We start from the raw sequence: 17,924 nt of genomic DNA, 5'->3' as shown, positions 1-17,924 counted from the left end.
GGCCGCGATCGACGGATGGAGTGGGACATTGTCACGGGGAGATCAGCTCGAGGAGCTGGCAAGCGACCTGTCGCGTGCCGCCGAGGCGGCGCGCCGTCTTGGTCTGCCCACGACGGTGTATCTGCTCTCGATGGCGCTGGTGGAGGTGCGGGAGGCCGCTGCGGCCGATGGCGATGGGAATGACGACGGCGCGGCGTGACAGCTGCCCGATGTGCGGCTTTGTGCAACGCTGGTGAGCGCTTGCTGCCGACGAATTGACGTTGCAAGTTTTGCGCGGTGGCAATAGCCAAGGAGCTGGATCATCGAGTGATGACGCTGGCCGCGCCGGCGACGTGACGCTTTCAAGGATGCCCGCAAATGTCCATGTTGCCCAATTCGCAAGAGGCCCGGGATGTGGCCTATCAGCTCCATCCCTACACCAACGCGCGCGCCCATCAGCAGGCCGGTCCCCTGGTGATCGAGCGCGGCGAGGGCCCCTACGTGTTCGATGCGTCGGGCAAGCGCTATTTCGAGGCGATGGCAGGCCTGTGGAGCGTCGGGCTCGGCTTCAACGAGAAGCGGCTGGTCGACGCCGCGCACAAGCAGATGCTGGCGCTGCCATTCTATCATACCTTCTCCGCCAAATCGCACGGGCCCTCGATCGATCTCGCCGAGAAGCTGGTCGCACTTGCGCCTGTGCCGATGAGCAAGGTGTTCTTCACCAACTCCGGCTCGGAGGCCAACGACACCGTTCTGAAGTTGATTGCCTATCGCTCCAATGCGCTCGGCCAGCCACAGCGCAAGAAGGTGATCAGCCGGATGCGCGCCTATCACGGCGTCACCATTGCGTCCGCCAGCCTCACCGGCCTGCCGAACAACCACCGCTCTTTCGACTTGCCGCTCCCGAACATCCTGCACACGGGCTCGCCGCATTTCTACAAGGACGGCGCGCCCGGGGAGAGCGAGGAAGCCTTCGCGACGCGGCGAGCCGAGGAGCTCGATGCGTTGATTCAGAAGGAAGGCCCGGACACGATCGCGGCGTTCTTCGGCGAGCCGGTGATGGGCGCGGGCGGCGTCATCGTGCCGCCGGCGACCTATTGGGACAAGATCCAGAAGGTGCTGAACAAATACGACATCCTGTTGGTTGCCGACGAGGTCATCTGCGGCTTCGGCCGCACCGGCAAGATGTTCGGCTGCGAAACCTACGGCATCAAGCCCGACGCGATCGTGGTCTCCAAACAGATCACCTCGAGCTATTTCCCGCTGTCGGCCATCATGATGAACGATCGCATGTTCGAGCCGATCGCCGATGAGAGCAACAAGATCGGCGTGCTCGGCCACGGCTTCACCGCGGGCGGCCATCCGGTCGGCTCGGCGATTGCGCTGGAGAATTTGAAGATCATCGAGGAGCGGGGACTGGTTGCGCACGCCGCCGAGCTCGGTGGCTACATGCAAGGCAAGCTGCGTGAACTCACCAGTCATCCGCTGGTCGGCGAGGTCCGCGGTGTCGGCATGATCGCAGCGATCGAACTGGTGCTGGATAAGGCGCGCAAGACCGCGGCGGCAACGCCGGGCGCCGTCGGCGGCATGGCCAGCCGCATGCTGCAGGAGCGCGGCGTGATCTCGCGCAACATGCTCGACGCCATCGCTATCTGCCCGCCGCTGATCGTCACCAAAGCTCAGATCGACGAGCTGGTCGCGGCGATTTCAGGTGTGCTTGATGACATGAAGCCGGAAGTGGCGAAGCTGACGCCGGCGTAAGGGAAGCGTCAATGCAGGCGGAGCGTTCCGCCGCACCCACCCTGTTGTCCCGGCGAAGGCCGGGACCCATACCGCGAGGTCTCTCGATGGGGATGGTAGGAGCCCGAACGACGAGTCTTCGCCAAACTCTTCCCTGGGGTGATGGGTCCTGGCTTTCGCCAGGACGACGCTGGGGAGAGATGGCGGCCTATTCCGCCCGCTGAACCCCGATCACGCGGCCTTTCTCGACCGCCAGCGCCAGCTCGCCGCGCTTCAGTTTCAGTGCGGCCTCGCCGAACAGCTCGCGGCGCCAGCCGCGTAATGCCGGCACGTCGGCCTCGTCGTCGGCCGCGATCTCCTCGAGATCGTCGACGGTCGCAATCACCTTGCTGGCGACCGCATGGCGCTCCGCGGTCATGCGCAACAGCACCTTCAACAGCTCGACGATCGCGGCGCCATTGTTATTGTTGCGCGGCTTTTCCAGCTTCGGCAGCGTGGCGTGATCGCGCGCCAGGCCGCGCTCGACGGCGGCGACGATGTCGGCGCCCCATTTGGATTTCTCAAAACCCTTCGGCACCGAGCGCAGGTTCGCGAGCTTCTCGATCGTGTTTGGCGCGTGGGTCGCGATGTCGCTGACGGCCTCATCGCGCAGCACGCGGCCTCGCGGCACGTCGCGGCTTTGCGCCTCCTGCTCGCGCCAGGCGGCGACCTCCATCAGGACCGCGAGGTCCTTGGGCTTGCGCACCCGCGTCTTGAGCCGTTCCCAGGCGCGCTCGGGGTGGAAGTCGTAGGTCTTGGGCGAGGTCAGGACCTCCATCTCGATCGAGACCCATTCGCTGCGGCGGCGCTTCTTGAGGTCGGCATCGAGGGCTGCGAACACGTCGCGCAGATGCGTGACGTCGGACACGGCGTAGTGCATCTGCTCCTTGGTCAGCGGCCGGCGCGACCAGTCGGTGAAGCGGTGAGTCTTGTCCGGGCGGTGTCCGGTGACCTTCTCGACCAGCGCGTCGTAGGCGATGCTGTCGCCGTAGCCGAGCACCATGGCCGCGACCTGGGTGTCGAACACCGGATGCGGGATGATGCCCGCCTGATGCCAGATGATCTCGATGTCCTGCCGGGCGGCGTGGAACACCTTCAGCACGGCCTCATTGGCCATCAGCTCGAAGAACGGCTTGAGGTCGATGCCCGCCGCCAGGGTGTCGATGACGATCGCTTCCTCGGCGCTGGCCATCTGCACCACGCACAGCAGCGGGTAATAGGTGGTCTCGCGCAGGAACTCGGTATCGACGGTAATGACGGGGTGCTTGGCCAACCGGCTGCAGGCAGCCGCAAGGTCAGCGGTGGTGGTAATCAGATCCATGAACGGCCCATGACAAGTCCATCAGCCGTTCTGCCGAAAGCGCTGTGATGTCAAGGGGCTCGAAGCGAATTCGAGCCTTGCATTTGGGCCGGAATCGCATTTACCGACGAAAATCCTATTCGTAGCGGACCCGCCGGGAGGGTTTGCGCGTACAAGGCAGGGCCACCACGACCACGCACATGGCGACCAAGGCCAGTCCCAGGAACTCGAAAACCAACAGATCCACAGCAAAACCCCTCAGAAACATTGCTAAACTTGTCTGGGGCGAATTGAGGGTCTGTTAATTCTCGTGGTTACCGGCGGAAGGCCGGGCCGGATGGTGGACGCGGGGTTAACGGGCGCGCCTTGCCGTGCAGCGTCGTGGCATCCGGCGTCAGGTCATGAGCTTCGGCAGGGCGGCCGCCAAGGCGTCCACGGCGGCGCGAACTTTCGGCGGCATCCGGGGCGAGCGGGGCCAGAGCGCATGGCAGTCGTAGAGGAATCCCGGCTGACCGCTCAACAGATTGATGAGTGTACCGGCGCGTAGGCGTTCGCGGACCAGCCAGTATGGCAGCCAGGCCAGTCCCATCCCCTGTGTCGCGGCATCCGCAATCGCATCGAGATCGTCGAACCTGAGCCTTCCCGCCGGCATGATTTCGCTCGGAGGCTGGCCCTTGCGGGGAAACAGCCACGGCCGGACGCGTCCGGAGCGGCGATAGATGATCGCCTGATGCTGGGCAAGATCGTCGAGCGATTTCGGCTTGCCGTTGGCGCGCAAATACGAGCGCGCGCCGCACACCACCATGCGCTGGCTTGCGATGCGCCGCGTCTTCAGGCCGGATTGATCGTGCAGATCGCCGGTCCGGATCGCAAGATCATAGCGGCCCTCGATGATGTCAGCGATCGGGTCGCCGAACGAGAGATCGAGCTCCAGATCGGGATATCGTCGCGCAAGCTTCATCAGCAAGGGGGCGATGCAGTGCCGGCCGAGCAGGGCGGGCATGGTCACGCGGAGCCGGCCACGCGGCTCGGACAATTCGTCGGAAGCGACGGCGTCGGCGGCCTCGGCTTCAGCGAGCACAGTGCGGCAGCGCTCGTAATAGGCTTGGCCCGTCTCGGTCAAGCTCTGGCGCCGTGTGGTGCGGTTGAGGAGGCGGACGCCCAGGCGCTCCTCGAGGAAACGAACGTGCTTGCCGACCATTGGCCCCGACATTTCGAGCGCATCGGCGGCGGCGGCGAACGAACCCACATCGACCGCCTTGACGAAGACGGCCATGCTGGTCAGGCGGTCCATGATTGCAAACTCCTGGTTTCGACTGTTCACCCCTCTGAACCCTTTATCCAGTGCCGCCCGGTTGCCATAGCTCCATTCAATTCAATTGTTTTGGAGTGTGTTCATGGCGCGCGTCGTTCGCTTCCACAGACATGGTGGCCCCGAGGTGCTGCGCATCGAGACCGTCGACGTCGCGCCGCCAGGGAGGCGCGAGGTGCAGATCAGGGTCAAGGCCCTTGGGCTCAATCGTGCGGAAGCGCTCTTGCGGAAGGGGACCTATATCGAGACCGCGACGTTTCCGTCCGGCCTTGGTCTCGAGGCCGCGGGCATCGTCGAGGCGATCGGCGAAGCCGTGAGCGGCTTTTTGCCGGGCGAGGCCGTCAGCATCGTGCCGCCCGTGTCGATGGTGCGATGGCCCGCTTATGGCGAGCTCATCACGTTTCCGGCGGAGTTCGTCGTGAAGCACCCGCCCGAGCTCGGCTTCGACGCGGCGGCCGCGGTATGGATGCAATATCTAACGGCGTTCGGCGCTCTGGTCGATATTGCTGGGCTAAAGCGAGGGGAGGCGGTGGTTATTACGGCGGCGTCGAGCAGTGTCGGGCTTGCAGCAATTCAGATCGCGAACCGGATCGGTGCGATCCCGATTGCAGTGACGCGAACCTCGATCAAGCGGCAGGCCTTGCGCGATGCTGGCGCCGCCGACGTCATCGCCTCGGTGGAAGAGGACATCCGGTCGCGCCTGGAGGACATCGTCGGCTCAAACGGCGTTCGCGTGGTGTTCGATGCGGTCGGCGGCCCCATATTTGAGCCGCTCACCGCCGCGATGTCGCCGGGTGGCGTTCTCATCGAATATGGCGGCCTGAGCCCCGAGCCGACGCCATTTCCGCTTTTCAGCGTCCTGACCAAAAGCCTGACGCTACGCGGCTATCTCGTGCACGAGATCATCCGCGATCCCCCGCGGCTTGCTAAGGCGAAGACCTTCATCCTCGACGGGCTGCGGGACGGTGCATTGCAGCCGATCATCGCCAAAACGTTTCAGTTTGAGGAGATCGTCGAAGCGCATCGCTATCTGGAGTCAAACGAGCAGTTCGGCAAGATCGTGGTAACGATTGGAGGACCGTAGGGTGGGTTAGCCGAAGGCGTAACCCACCACTTTTCTCACACGCGGAACTGCCTTGGTGGATTACGCCTTCGGCTAATCCACCCTACGAAGCTTCGAGGCCCTTACGGCAGCTTCAGCGACGTCTCCGCATTGTACGGCTTCAGCGTCTCGTCGGCGGCCTTCTGGGCGGCGACGAGCGCCTCCTTCGGCTGCTTCTTGCCGTTGAGGACGAGCATGACCTCGTCCTCCAGCGTCTTGCGCACGGGTACGGTCTTGTAGGTCGCAAACCACGGTTTTGCGACCTCGAGCTGCTCGACGGCGGTCTTGGCGTCCGGGTTCTTGTTCAGGAATTCGACCATGTCGGGCGTCTTGTAGGCGGCCATGTTGGGGGCGAAATATCCGGTGGCGCGGCTCCACCAGCCGCTCTTCTCGGGCGAGGTCATCCACTTGATCAGCGTCCATGCGGCCTTCTGCTTGTCGGCTTCCTGGCCCGCCGGAACGATCAGCGAGGCGCCGCCGATCGGCACGGCGTTGCGGACGTTGCGCGGGATGAAGGCGACTTTGTAGGCGAACTTGGCGTTGTCACGCACATAGGTCAGCGAGCCCGTCGAGAGCATCATCATCGCGGCATTGCCGGAAATGAAGGAGGTGCTGACGGCCGGGCCAGGCGTCGCGCCGGGCGGGTGAACCTTGTGCTTGGTGACGAGGTCGTTCCACCAGGTCAGCGCGCCCAGCATCGAGGGCGTGTCGTAGTAGACCTCGCCGCCGAACTCCTCGTTGTAGTAGCGCCCGCCATTGGTCATGGTGAGCGTTTCCATCATCCAGCCGCAATAATCGTAGGCGCAGGGGATCGCGATGCCCCATTGGGTCACCTTGTCACCCTCGCGCTTGGTGAGCTTCTTGGCCCAGTCGGTCAATTCAGCCCAGGTCTGCGGCGGCTTGCTCGGATCGAGGCCCGCTTCCTTGGCCTTGTCGGCGTTGATGTAGAGCAGCGGCGTCGAGTTATGGAATGGCACGCCGTAGACTGAGCGGTTGATCACCGCGTTGCCCTGCAGCGCCGGAAAGAACTGGCCCAGAAACTGCTCCTTGGTGGTGCCGTCGGCGGCGATCAAGGGATCGAGGTTGGTGAGCTCGTTCTCGATCTGCATATCGAGCAGGAAGTTCGCCGACATGATCACGGCAGCCGGCGGCTTGCCGGCCTTGATCGAGGCGCGCGTCTTGATCAGCGTGTCGTCATAAGAGCCGGTGTAGACGGCTGTCGCCTTGATCGCGGGATGGGTCTCGTTGAACTCCTTGATCAAGGTGCCCATGTCGCGGGCGAGCTTGCCGTCGACGGGGACGGGGAAGAACAGGTCGATCTCGGTCGGGCCTTCGGCCAGCGCCGGGAAGGTGAGGGCGCTTGCCAAAGTGCCTGCAATGGCAAGGCCAAGCATGATCCTGCGGGAAAACAGCATCGAGAAATCTCCTATTTGATGCCTGAGGTGACGAAAGAGCTGATGAAGCGTTTCTGGAAGATCAGGAAGGTGATGAGCAGCGGTGCGATCACCATCAGCGTGCCGGCGGCGATGGTGCCCCAGGCCTGCGTGCCTTCCGCGGTCGCGGTGAACACCGAGAGTCCCACCGTGAGCGGCCGCTTGTCCGGCGAGTTGATCACCATCAGAGGCCACAGGAAGTCGTTCCAGTGGCTGGTCACGGAGATGATGGCGAAGGCCGAGAAGCTCGGCATCGACAGTGGCACGTAGATGTGGCGGATGCGCTGGAGCAGGCTGGCGCCGTCGATCAGGGCAGCGTCTTCCAGCTCGGTCGGGATAGCCTCAAACGCTTGCCGCATCAGGAAGGTGCCGAAGGCGGAAGCGAAGAACGGCATCATCACGCCGGTGAGCGTGTCGTAGAGGCCGAGCTGCGCCACCAGGCTCAAATTGGGCACGATCAGCAGCACCGGCACCAGCATCAGCTGCATCAGGAACAGATAGAAGATCAGCGATTTTCCGGCGAAGTCGAGCCGGGCAAAGGCAAAGCCCGCCAGCGTGATCGTGACGACCTGCACCAACAGGATGCCGGTGCAGATCATGATAGTGTTGAGGGTGTAGCGCGGGAAATCGCCGATCTCCCAGGCGTCCCTGATATTGTCGAGCGTCGGCTTCAGGCTCGGCATCAACTCGGCCATCAGATTGATGCCGTCGGATGCCGGGCGCAGCGTCGCCACGCCCATCCACAGGAACGGGATCAGCCAGACGACCGCGAGCAGCACGGTCAGCGCAAAGCCGAGCTTTGGCGTGATCTCGCGGCGGGTGGCGAGCGGGGCGTCCTTGAAGAGCTTACCGATCAGCTTCATGCCCCGCCCTCGCGGTTCGCCATGGTCCGGAAGGAGAGCGCGGTGAGGCCCATCAGCGCCGCAAGCGTCAGCAGTGTCGCTGCCGAGGCCTTGCCGATGTCGTAGTGCTCGACCGCTGGTAGATGTAGAACAGCACGAGATTGGTCGCGTTGGACGGCCCGCCTTTGGTCATGACGAAGACGTGGTCGACCTGCGTGACCGCGTTGAGTGTGGCGATGACCGTGACGAACAGGAAGGTGGGCTTGAGCTCGGGCAGGATGATGTGGCGCAGCCGCTGGTACGGCCCTGCGCCGTCCAGATGGGCGGCTTCCATGACATCTTCCGGCACCGCCTGGAGGCCGGCCAGGAAGAACAGCATGTAATAGCCGGCGTTCTTCCAGATCGTGATGACCATGATGGCATAGAGCGCGATGTCGGAATCGCCGAGCCAATTCGGCAGCACCGGCAGGAAACGGCCGATGTAATAGTCGAGCAGTCCGACATTGGGCAGAAAGATGAACAGGAACAGCGCGGAGGCCGCGACCATCGGGATCAGCACCGGCAGGAACAGCGCGGCGCGCAGTGCACTGGTCAACGCGTTGGTGCGCGACAGCGCCAGCGCGAACAGCAGCGCGAGGCCAATGCTCGGGATCGCCGTGCCGACGGCATAAACGAGATTGTTGACGACCGCGCCGGTGAAGGCGGGGTCAGCAAGCACCGCTGCGATGTTGTCGAGACCGACGAAACGAACCGGCGCCCTGGGCGTGGCGCGCTGATAGAGCGCGTCGACGAGGACGCGGCCCATCGCACCGTAGGTGAACAGCGCGAGGAAGACGAGCGAGGGCAGCAGCAGCAGATAGGCGGGCAGGGAGGTTTTGAAGCGGTGAGAAAACCGATTCAGGATATGCAGGCGCGGCGGCGCCGAGGCCGCGACCGGGAGAGCCGCGGGTTCTGCGAAGCTCATCTCATCGCGCCGGGAAATTGAGCGCATAGTCGCGGCCGTCCACTCCCGCCGGTGGCTCGAAGGGAAAGCGCAGACTGGTGTCGAGGAAGTCGTGGCTGTGCACGACCAGGTTCTCGCCGTCGATCAGCACCACGCCGTAGGCCGGCGGCTCGTGGCTGGCGAGATGCTCGGCCGCGGCAGCGTCGAGCTCGAACCAGACCTGGTGGTTTGTGCCGCGAAGCGTCGAGAACGGGATCTTGCCGTAGCTGCCGAAGATCGGCCGGTGCACGTGGCCGAAGAAGAGGTGGCGGATGCGCGAGCGATAGGGTGCGATCACCTCGGCGAATTCGGCGCTCTGTGCCAGCGAGATTTCGTCCATCGCATGGACGCCGACCGTGAACGGCGGATGGTGCATGAACACGACGAACGGCATGTCGGCCGGCGCGGCCGCGAGCGTGCTCGCGAGCCAGCCGAGGCGCTTGGCGCACATCTCGCCGGCATGGCTGGTCTCGTCCAGCGTGTCGAGGAAGACGAACAGCCCGTGCTCAGTGGTGCGGGTGCCCTGCACGAAGCCGTTGGGATCGCGCGGCGCCGCCTTCAGGCTATCGAGGCAGGTGACGCGGCGATCGTGGTTGCCGACCATGGCGATGTAGGGGATTTTCAGCGCCGCCATTGCGTCGGTGAAATTGGCGTAGGATTCGGCCTCGCCCCAATGGGTGAGGTCGCCGGTCACGACCGCGAAGGCCGCGTCGGCGTGATGCTTGTTGATGTCGGCAATCGCAGCATCCAGTCGGGCGCGCGGGTCGAGGCCATAGAGCTTCAGCCCGGGATTCGCGAGATGCGTGTCAGTGATGTGGATGAACTTGAAAGGCATGGCACTTGTCAGGATCGTTGGAGGGTGGGCGCCTCCGGCAAGACGACCCTGACAGGCCGTTAGAGTGCGAGTGTTTCAGTTTGATGACAGCGGTTCCGGTGGCGCGAGGCGTCCACAAGCTCGGCTTAGTACGCCTTCGGCTAATCCACCCTACGCACCGAGTTCGTCGCTACGTCCCGCAAAACGTCTGCAGCACCCGTTGGTCCGGCAGCGGGGGATCGGCGTAGGCGGCGTAGTCCGGCTGGTCCTCGAACGGCTTCGCCAGCACCTTCACCAACTCCTCGAACGGCGCGTAATTGTCATCATTTACCGCCGCCTGAATTACGGCCTCGACGCGGTGATTGCGCGGGATGAACATGGGATTGACGGCATGCATGGCGGCCTGCCGTTCGGCTCCGGTTTGCGGCTCCAGCACCGTGCGTTCGCGCCAACGTCCCGCCCAGTCGTCGAACGCGTCGGGGTCCATGAACTGCGCGCGGACGTCGGCGATGCCGGTCTCGTCAGCCGCAGCATCACCAAGCTTGCGGAAGGTGAGGGTGAAGTCGGCCTGGTTCTTGGCCATGGCATCCAGCAGGTCCTGGATCAGCACGTCGTCGCCGTCGCGGTCCGTGAACAGGCCGATTTTCTTGCGCAGGCCCGCCTGATAGGTGTCGCTGAACGTCTCGGAGAAGGCGCCGAGAATGTCCTGGGCCTCGGCAACCGCCTTTTCCTGATCGTCGGAGAACAGCGGCAGCAGGCATTCGGCAAGCCGCGTCAGATTCCACAGCGCGATGCGCGGCTGGTTGGCGTAGGCATAGCGGCCCATCTCGTCGATCGAGGAAAACACCTGCGACGGATTGTAGGAATCCATGAAGGCGCACGGACCGTAATCGATCGTCTCGCCGGAGATGGAAGAGTTGTCGGTGTTCATCACGCCATGGATGAAGCCGACAAGCAGCCAGCGTGCGACCAGTTCGGCCTGGCGCGCGACGACGCCGGACAGCAGCGCGTGATAGGGCCGCTCGGCGCCAAGCAGCTCCGGATAATGGCGGGTGATGACGTGGTCGGCGAGCCGGCGGACCGCCTCGGTGTCGCGGCGGGCAGCGAAGAATTGGAAGGTGCCGACGCGGATATGGCTCGAGGCGACGCGCGTCAGCACCGCGCCCGGCAGCGCCGTCTCGCGCAGCACATGTTCGCCCGTGACGACGGCCGCGAGCGAGCGCGTGGTCGGAATGCCCAGTGCGAACATCGCCTCGCTGACGATGTATTCGCGCAGCACCGGCCCGAGCGCGGCACGGCCGTCGCCGCGGCGGGAGAACGGGGTGGGGCCCGAGCCCTTGAGCTGGATGTCGCGGCGGATGCCGTCCTTGTCGACGACTTCGCCGAGCAGCACCGCCCGTCCGTCGCCGAGCTGGGGCACGAACTGTCCGAACTGGTGGCCGGCATAGGCCATGGCGATGGGATCGGCGCCGGCGGGAACCGTCTTGCCCGCCAGGATTTCGGCGCCTTCAGGGGTCTCCAGCACATCTGGATCGAGCCCGAGCTGGACCGCCAGCGGCCGGTTCAGCTTGATCAGCCGGGGCGCCGCCACCGGCGTCGGTGCGACCCGGGCGAAAAAGCTGTCCGGCAGTGCCGAATAGGAGTTCTGGAACGGGAAATGGACTGTCATGACCTCAAGATAGGGGTGGAACGCCTGATGGCAAAGGCTTGAGCCCAGATTGGGCAAAAATGGGCACTTCCAGCCGAAAACGGGCCGTTCCCTTGGTTGCCGCCCCCGTCCTCCCGAGGTAAACCCTGCCGCAACGTTGGACCGGCCGTTTCGGCGGTTCGATTCGATCCTCCGACATTGAATTTGGGACGACCATGCATCGCTACCGGTCACATACATGCGGCGCGCTCCGCGAGAGCAACATCGGCGAGACGGTCCGCCTTTCGGGCTGGGTGCATCGCGTTCGCGACCATGGCGGCGTGCTGTTCATCGACCTGCGCGACCACTACGGCCTGACCCAGTGCGTGGTCGATCCGGATTCGCCAGCGTTTTCGCAGGCCGAGAAGCTGCGTTCGGAATTCGTGGTCAAGATGGATGGCAAAGTCCGCCGCCGCCCCGAAGGCACCGACAATGACGATCTGCCGACCGGCAAGATCGAGATCTATGTCAGCGAGATCGAGGTGCTGGGCCCGGCCGGCGACCTGCCGCTGCCGGTGTTCGGCGACCAGGAATACCCTGAAGACATCCGCCTGAAGTACCGCTTCCTCGACCTCCGTCGCGAGAAGCTGCACCAGAACATCATGACGCGCGTCGAAATCATCAAGTCGATGCGAAGGCGGATGGAGGGGCAGGGCTTCTTCGAGTTCAACACGCCGATCCTGACCGCGTCCTCGCCGGAGGGCGCGCGCGACTTCCTGGTGCCGTCGCGCATCCATCCCGGCAAGTTCTACGCGCTGCCGCAGGCGCCGCAGCAGTACAAGCAGCTCCTGATGATGTCGGGCTTCGATCGCTACTTTCAGATCGCGCCCTGTTTCCGCGACGAGGACCCGCGCGCCGACCGCCTGCCGGGCGAGTTTTATCAGCTCGACGTCGAGATGAGCTTTGTCACGCAGGAAGATGTCTTCGCCGCGATGGAGCCTGTCATCACGGGCGTGTTCGAGGAATTTGCCAAGGGCAAGCCGGTGACCAAGGGCTGGCGCCGGATTCCTTTCGCCGAGGCGCTGCGCAAATACGGCAGCGACAAGCCGGACCTGCGCAACCCGATTGAGATGCAGGACGTCTCCGAACACTTCCGCGGCTCCGGCTTCAAGGTGTTCGCGCGGATGTTGGAGGACCCCAAGAACCAGGTGTGGGCGATCCCGGCGCCGGGTGGCGGCTCGCGCGCCTTCTGCGACCGCATGAATTCATGGGCGCAGGGCGAGGGACAGCCGGGCCTTGGCTACATCATGTGGCGCGAGGGCGGCGAGGGTGCCGGTCCGCTCGCCAACAACATCGGTGCTGAGCGCACCGCCGCGATCCGCGCGCAGATCGGCGTGAAGGAAGGCGATGCCGCCTTCTTTGTCGCCGGCGATCCCGACAAGTTCTGGAAGTTTTCAGGGTTGGCCCGCAACAAGGTCGGCGAGGAGTTGAACCTCACCGACAAGGAGCGGTTCGAGCTGGCCTGGATCGTCGACTTCCCGATGTACGAGTACAACGAGGAGGACAAGAAGGTCGACTTCTCGCACAACCCGTTCTCGATGCCGCAGGGCGGTCTCGATGCCTTGAAGGGCCAGGATCCGCTGACCATCAAGGCGTTCCAGTACGACATCACCTGCAACGGCTACGAGATCGCCTCGGGCGGAATCCGCAACCACGTGCCGGAAGCGATGGTGAAGGCGTTCGAGATCGCAGGGTACGGCGAGCAGGAAGTCGTCGATCGCTTCGGCGGCATGTACCGCGCCTTCCAGTACGGCGCCCCGCCGCATGGCGGCATGGCGGCCGGCGTCGACCGCATCGTCATGCTCTTGTGCGGCACCAACAATCTGCGCGAGATCTCGCTGTTCCCGATGAACCAGCAGGCCATGGACCTCCTGATGGGCGCGCCGTCGGAGCCCAGCCCCAAGCAGCTCCGCGAGCTGCACGTGAAGGTGAGCCTGCCGCAGAAGTGAAGCTTGCGCGGGAAGATGTCCGTGCCCCGGACGCAGCGCAGCACGCAGTGGTGCGCAGCTGAGCCGGGGCCCATGTCTGAGCGAGCAGCAGGCTTCTGGATCCCGGCTCTGCGCAGCAGCGTTACACGTTGCAGCGCGTCCGGGACACGAAATCCAACTACAGCCCCGTCGACGCCTCGATCCTGAACTGCGCAAGCGCGCTCTGTGGGTCGGTTTGCAAGAGCTGCATCAATTGCATCAGCGGTGCCTTCGCGCGCGGGGACAGCTTAATGGAAAGCGTCTGGCCCGGCGTCTCGACGAAACGTGCGATCGCGTCCACGGCCGCGTTCGCATCCGGATTGGCGGAAGCAACTTGCTCGCGTTTAGCCTTGATGCTCTCGACGAGCGCCTGGCGTGCGGTATCGCGGCTGACCTTCTGCATGCGCGCGAACTGTGCCGCGACGAGATCGACGACGCCGCTGTCGCGCAATGAGAATTCGAGCGTGCCCGCCTCGATCCGGGCCGCCTGGCCCATGAGCTGGGCGGGATCGGCCGAAAACACCTCGCGTGGTACGTTGCCGAGCGCGATACGCAATTGCGCTCTTGCGATGCCTCCGATGTCGAGCGTCGCGGGCGTCAGAACGAAGCTGTTGGACTGTTCGGTCCAGGCAGCGCCGAGATCGAGGTCGACCGCGAGCTTGTCGATCCCGCTGGCAATCAATGGAAGCTGTTTTGGATCGGATGGATCGGCCGGCGTGACAAATTTGGCAACCACATGCGCCTTGCTCGGGATCGAGCCGACCAGCTGCCCCCAGTCCAGACTCAGTGTGTCGATCGTGACCAGCTTCTTGGTATTCTTGTACGGCGCGGACACGCCCTTGATCTCCGCGCCTGCGAGCACGCTAAACAGGCCCAGCATCTGAGCCGGCGAGGGCGGCTGTCCGGGATGGGTGAGGCTCGCTGCCCACCGCATCAGGTTCGTGATGCTGAGCGATTTGAGTGCGAAGCGCTCCACCTTGATTTGCCCTTGCGGCGTCGGCGCATCCAGGCCTTCGAGCGCGAACCCGCCTTCTTGGTATCTGATGGCCCTGAGCCGGGGCGTCCCTTGCGGGGTCGTCATCGACATGGTGCCGATCTCGAGCTTGCCGACGCGAAGGCCTTCATAGAAACCGGCGAGCTTTTCCATCAGATTGCGCGATTGCGCCGGCGTCGGCGGGACCGTGCTGTCCGCCGGAAGCAGCGCCAGGATCTCGGCCGGCCGGAATTTCGATGGCTGCACCGCGATGTCGGTGATGGCGATCCCGTCGACCTGCATCCGGATGCCGAGCGTCGACGTCACGACATAAGTGCCGGTGGACATCTGCCCGTAGACACGATGATAGCTGTCGTCGTTCGCCTTCTGGGGATCGAGCGCGGCGGCGATCGCGGTCGAATCGAAATCATTGATGATGATGTCGGACACCTCGCCAGTCAGCTTGTCCGCCTTGCCTGGCTGCGGCACGTTGATCGTGAAGCTGGCGCGCTCCGCCTTGATCGCGGCGATCTTGCCTTGGGCGAGCTTCTGGATCGCGAGACCCGAATAGGCGACCTCGCCACTACCTCCGGCGCTTCTGCCCGCATCGAAGGCGAATGCGAGGGTCGGCGCTATGACGGAGGAAGCCGTCACATTTGCGTACTGATCGAGCGCGAAGCGGTACATGTCGATCAGGGAGCCTGACGTCGGCGCGTTCTGAGCATGAATGGGACCGACGTAGTCCCGCATGGTCAACTGCGGGACCTTGTAGGAGACTTTCAGCTTGCCGGGGCCGACCTCGTCCAGCGCGACCTCGAAGCCGGAGATATCGATGCTGTCGGCCGCGAAGCGTGTCTCCTCGACCTGGCGAATGCCGACGCCCTTGATAGCGGCGATCTTGACATGAGCCTGCGGCTGGTTGGCAGGCTCAACCGCGATATCCTCGATCGTCAGCGTCCGGGTCACGAGATCGAACGCCACCTTGCCGTGGCTCGCCTTGCCGCCACTGGCGCGGATCTGCTCGAAGGCCGCCTCGATCTCGGCGGCGACGCGATGCTGAACGTAGAAGCTGAAGCCGAACCATCCGCCCGCGGCCATCACGGCCACGACGATCAGGCCGATCAGGATTCGCTTCATTCCCAGCTCCAGTTGCTCGCGTTGCAGGACGCAACCTGCCATATTCGCAAAGCAACGCGCGGTCCAGAGAAAGTGAGCGCTATCAGATATTTGACTGCGCGCCCTGTTGATGGGGCCGCAATCGGATGTTGCCACCGGGGCGCCCGGCGTGCTTCATCCCGTTTCCATGACCCGGAAATACCAACCCAAGGCAAGCCGGTCAGGACAACGTAGTTTGAGGCCGGTAACGCGAGGCAAGACACCGCATGTCGTCCTATTCTGATGATCTCCACCAGGCGGCGCTGGCCTATCATCGGCTGCCGCGCCCCGGAAAGCTCGAGATCCAGGCGAGCAAGCCGCTCGCCAACCAGCGCGATCTCGCGCTGGCCTATTCGCCCGGCGTCGCCGCCGCCTGCATGGAGATCGCCAAGAACCCGGCGGAAGCGGCGACGCTGACGATCCGCTCCAATCTGGTCGCCGTGGTTTCGAACGGCACCGCCGTGCTCGGCCTCGGCAATATCGGCCCGCTGGCCTCGAAGCCGGTGATGGAGGGCAAGGCGGTCCTGTTCAAGAAATTCGCCGGCATCGACGTGTTCGACATCGAGATCGCGGCCGACACCATCGAACGCGTGGTTGAGACCGTGGCCGCGCTCGAGCCGACCTTTGGTGGCATCAATCTCGAGGACATCCGCGGACCGGAATGCTTCGAGATCGAGGCGCAGCTCAAGGAGCGCATGAAGATCCCGGTCTTCCATGACGACCAGCATGGCACCGCGATCATCGTCGCCGCCGCGATCACCAACGGCCTGCGCCTGAACGGCAAGAACCTGTCGGACGTCAAGATCGTGGCATCGGGGGCAGGGGCCGCCGCGCTCGCGACACTGAACCTGCTGGTGTCGATGGGCGCTCAGCGCAAGAATATCTGGGTCTGCGACATCGACGGCCTTGTTCACGAAGGCCGCAACACCACGATGGACCGTTGGAAGGCGGTCTATGCGCAGAAGACCGACAAGCGCACGCTGGCCGACGTGATCGGCGGCGCCGACATCTTCATCGGCCTCTCCGCACCGGGCGTGCTCAAGCCCGAGATGGCCAAGGCGATGGGCGACAAGCCGCTCATCATGGCGCTCGCGAATCCGACGCCGGAGATCATGCCGGAGGAGGCGCGCAAGGTGCGTCCCGACGCCATGATCTGCACCGGCCGCTCCGATTATCCGAACCAGGTCAACAACGTCCTGTGCTTTCCCTTCATCTTCCGCGGCGCGCTCGATGTCGGCGCCAGCGCCATCAACGAGGAGATGAAGCACGCCGCCGTGGAGGCCATCGCGCAGCTCGCGCGCGAGGCGCCGTCCGATGCGGTCGCGCAAGGCTTCGATACCGGGGAGACGCAAGGGTTTGGCCCGGGCTCACTGATTCCGAGTCCCTTTGATCCGAGGTTGATCCTGCGCATCGCGCCGGCGGTGGCGAAGGCCGCGATGGAATCGGGCGTCGCGACCCGGCCCATCACCAATTTCGACGAGTACACTGCGCTGCTCGAGCGCTTCGCGTTCCGCTCCGGCCTCGTCATGAAGCCGATGTTCGCGAAGGCCAAGACCCAGCCGGTGCGCGTGATCTACGCCGAAGGCGAGGATGAGCGCGTGCTGCGCGCGACCCAGGTGGTGCTGGAAGAAAAGCTGGCGACGCCGATCCTGGTCGGACGCCCGTCGGTGGTCGAGGCGCGCATCAAGCGCTTCGGCCTGTCGATCAAGGCCGGCAAGGACTTCGACCTCGTCAATCCCGAGGACGATCCGCGCTACCGCTCCTACGTGCAGTCTTATGTCGAGGTCGCCGGCCGCCGCGGCGTGACGCCGGATGCGGCGCGCACGGTGGTGCGCACCAACAACACCGTCATCGCGGCGCTCGCGGTGGTGCGCGGAGAGGCGGACGCCATGCTCTGCGGCGTCGAGGGCCGCTACATGAGCCATCTGCGCCATGTCCGCGAGATCGTCGGGTTTACGCCGGGGATCAGCGACTATGCGGCGCTGGCGCTGCTGATCACGAGCAAGGGCGCCTTCTTCATCGCCGACACCCAGGTGCGGCCCAATCCGAGCGCCGAAGAGCTCGCCGAGATCGCCTCGCTCGCGGCGGTCCACGTCCAACGCTTCAACATCAAGCCGAAGATCGCCTTCGTCTCGCATTCGGATTTCGGCAGCTACGACACGGAATCCTCGCGCAAGATGCGCCGGGCGACCCAACTCCTGAAAGAGAAGCATCCGGAACTCGAGGCCGACGGCGAGATGCAGGGCGACACCGCGCTCTCGGCCGCCGCGCGCAAAATGGTGCTGCCGCACTCGAACCTCGAGGGCGAAGCCAACATCATGATCATGCCAAGCCTCGACACCGCCAACGTCGCCTACCAGATGATCAAGTCGCTGGCGGACGCGCTTCCTGTCGGCCCGATCCTGATCGGCCCGGCGCGCCCGGCCCACATCCTCACCCCGTCGGTGACGGCGCGAGGCATCCTCAACATGACCGCGGTGGCTGTGGTGGAAGCGCAGGAGCGCGCGTCGCGGCAGCAGCCAACGTTGTTTACCTAAGGCGGGGGCTCTAGCCGCGCGGTAGGTGCCATGACTTCTCCCCTGCGGGAGAAGGTGGCGCG

General features: G+C 64.4%; 12 protein-coding genes and 1 pseudogene. 5 read left to right on the top strand and 8 right to left on the bottom strand.

Translation table 11 applies throughout. The features are described 5' to 3' along the window. The first annotated feature begins 28 nt into the window (after nucleotides 1–28). Together FXB41_RS21850 and FXB41_RS21845 are read left to right on the top strand one after the other, a co-directional pair. Nucleotides 29–199 carry a hypothetical protein gene (locus FXB41_RS21850; RefSeq protein WP_007591915.1) on the top strand — a complete coding sequence of 57 codons (171 nt, stop codon included), beginning with the start codon at nucleotides 29–31 and terminating at the stop codon, nucleotides 197–199. A gap of 158 nt (nucleotides 200–357) precedes the next feature. Next, nucleotides 358–1,740, top strand: coding sequence for an aspartate aminotransferase family protein (locus FXB41_RS21845; protein ID WP_007591914.1), 1,383 nt, complete (start codon nucleotides 358–360; stop codon nucleotides 1,738–1,740). Nucleotides 1,741–1,927: 187 nt separating this feature from the next. On the opposite strand, the gene rnd is transcribed toward FXB41_RS21845, so the two are convergent. Next, entirely contained in the window at nucleotides 1,928–3,079 is a 1,152-nt protein-coding gene (rnd, locus tag FXB41_RS21840) for a ribonuclease D (protein WP_007591909.1), read from the bottom strand. Nucleotides 3,080–3,452: 373 nt separating this feature from the next. After that, the gene (locus FXB41_RS21835; RefSeq protein WP_219683170.1) at nucleotides 3,453–4,352 is read right to left on the bottom strand and encodes a LysR family transcriptional regulator; all 900 of its coding nucleotides are present in this window, start codon (nucleotides 4,350–4,352) and stop codon (nucleotides 3,453–3,455) included. Between the two features lie 103 nt (nucleotides 4,353–4,455). On the opposite strand from FXB41_RS21835, the gene FXB41_RS21830 reads away from it, so the two are divergent. Then, nucleotides 4,456–5,454: a zinc-dependent alcohol dehydrogenase family protein gene (locus FXB41_RS21830; protein ID WP_219683169.1), complete on the top strand. Its 999-nt coding sequence runs from the start codon at nucleotides 4,456–4,458 to the stop codon at nucleotides 5,452–5,454. 101 nt (nucleotides 5,455–5,555) lie between these two features. On the opposite strand, the gene FXB41_RS21825 is transcribed toward FXB41_RS21830, so the two are convergent. The 5 genes and pseudogenes from FXB41_RS21825 to FXB41_RS21805 form a co-directional block, all read right to left on the bottom strand. Then, nucleotides 5,556–6,887, bottom strand: a complete 1,332-nt coding sequence (locus tag FXB41_RS21825; protein WP_007591904.1) for an ABC transporter substrate-binding protein — start codon at nucleotides 6,885–6,887, stop codon at nucleotides 5,556–5,558. 11 nt (nucleotides 6,888–6,898) lie between these two features. Continuing rightward, complete coding sequence (locus tag FXB41_RS21820) at nucleotides 6,899–7,768, bottom strand: carbohydrate ABC transporter permease (protein ID WP_007591903.1); 870 nt, start codon at nucleotides 7,766–7,768, stop codon at nucleotides 6,899–6,901. Further along, nucleotides 7,765–8,711: pseudogene (locus FXB41_RS21815) on the bottom strand (carbohydrate ABC transporter permease). Before FXB41_RS21815 ends, FXB41_RS21820 begins: the two are co-directional and overlap by 4 nt. Before the next feature lies 1 nt (nucleotide 8,712). Beyond that, on the bottom strand, nucleotides 8,713–9,564 hold the full coding sequence (locus FXB41_RS21810; protein ID WP_007591896.1) for a phosphodiesterase: 852 nt from the start codon (nucleotides 9,562–9,564) through the stop codon (nucleotides 8,713–8,715). A 169-nt stretch (nucleotides 9,565–9,733) separates the two neighbouring features. Then, complete coding sequence (locus tag FXB41_RS21805; RefSeq protein ID WP_219683168.1) at nucleotides 9,734–11,212, bottom strand: protein adenylyltransferase SelO; 1,479 nt, start codon at nucleotides 11,210–11,212, stop codon at nucleotides 9,734–9,736. A gap of 194 nt (nucleotides 11,213–11,406) precedes the next feature. Between FXB41_RS21805 and aspS the strand changes: the two genes are divergently transcribed. After that, nucleotides 11,407–13,179: an aspartate--tRNA ligase gene (aspS, locus tag FXB41_RS21800; RefSeq protein WP_007591888.1), complete on the top strand. Its 1,773-nt coding sequence runs from the start codon at nucleotides 11,407–11,409 to the stop codon at nucleotides 13,177–13,179. Nucleotides 13,180–13,336: 157 nt separating this feature from the next. On the opposite strand, the gene FXB41_RS21795 is transcribed toward aspS, so the two are convergent. Further along, entirely contained in the window at nucleotides 13,337–15,307 is a 1,971-nt protein-coding gene (locus FXB41_RS21795; protein ID WP_219683167.1) for an aq_1923 C-terminal domain, read from the bottom strand. Nucleotides 15,308–15,552: 245 nt separating this feature from the next. On the opposite strand from FXB41_RS21795, the gene FXB41_RS21790 reads away from it, so the two are divergent. Beyond that, complete coding sequence (locus FXB41_RS21790) at nucleotides 15,553–17,862, top strand: NADP-dependent malic enzyme (protein ID WP_007591886.1); 2,310 nt, start codon at nucleotides 15,553–15,555, stop codon at nucleotides 17,860–17,862. Nucleotides 17,863–17,924: the final 62 nt, after the last annotated feature.

It is taken from the genome of Bradyrhizobium canariense, from assembly GCF_019402665.1.
Lineage (GTDB): Bacteria > Pseudomonadota > Alphaproteobacteria > Rhizobiales > Xanthobacteraceae > Bradyrhizobium > Bradyrhizobium canariense.
This window is presented reverse-complemented; position numbering and strand designations above follow the sequence as displayed.

Coding starts and splice junctions, on each gene's coding strand:
- FXB41_RS21845 (WP_007591914.1), top strand. CDS start 358: ATGTCCATGTTGCCCAATTCGCAAGAGGCCCGGGATGTGGCCTATCAG.
- rnd (WP_007591909.1), bottom strand. CDS start 3,079: ATGGATCTGATTACCACCACCGCTGACCTTGCGGCTGCCTGCAGCCGG.
- FXB41_RS21835 (WP_219683170.1), bottom strand. CDS start 4,352: ATGGACCGCCTGACCAGCATGGCCGTCTTCGTCAAGGCGGTCGATGTG.
- FXB41_RS21830 (WP_219683169.1), top strand. CDS start 4,456: ATGGCGCGCGTCGTTCGCTTCCACAGACATGGTGGCCCCGAGGTGCTG.
- FXB41_RS21825 (WP_007591904.1), bottom strand. CDS start 6,887: ATGCTGTTTTCCCGCAGGATCATGCTTGGCCTTGCCATTGCAGGCACT.
- FXB41_RS21820 (WP_007591903.1), bottom strand. CDS start 7,768: ATGAAGCTGATCGGTAAGCTCTTCAAGGACGCCCCGCTCGCCACCCGC.
- FXB41_RS21810 (WP_007591896.1), bottom strand. CDS start 9,564: ATGCCTTTCAAGTTCATCCACATCACTGACACGCATCTCGCGAATCCC.
- FXB41_RS21805 (WP_219683168.1), bottom strand. CDS start 11,212: ATGACAGTCCATTTCCCGTTCCAGAACTCCTATTCGGCACTGCCGGAC.
- aspS (WP_007591888.1), top strand. CDS start 11,407: ATGCATCGCTACCGGTCACATACATGCGGCGCGCTCCGCGAGAGCAAC.
- FXB41_RS21795 (WP_219683167.1), bottom strand. CDS start 15,307: ATGAAGCGAATCCTGATCGGCCTGATCGTCGTGGCCGTGATGGCCGCG.
- FXB41_RS21790 (WP_007591886.1), top strand. CDS start 15,553: ATGTCGTCCTATTCTGATGATCTCCACCAGGCGGCGCTGGCCTATCAT.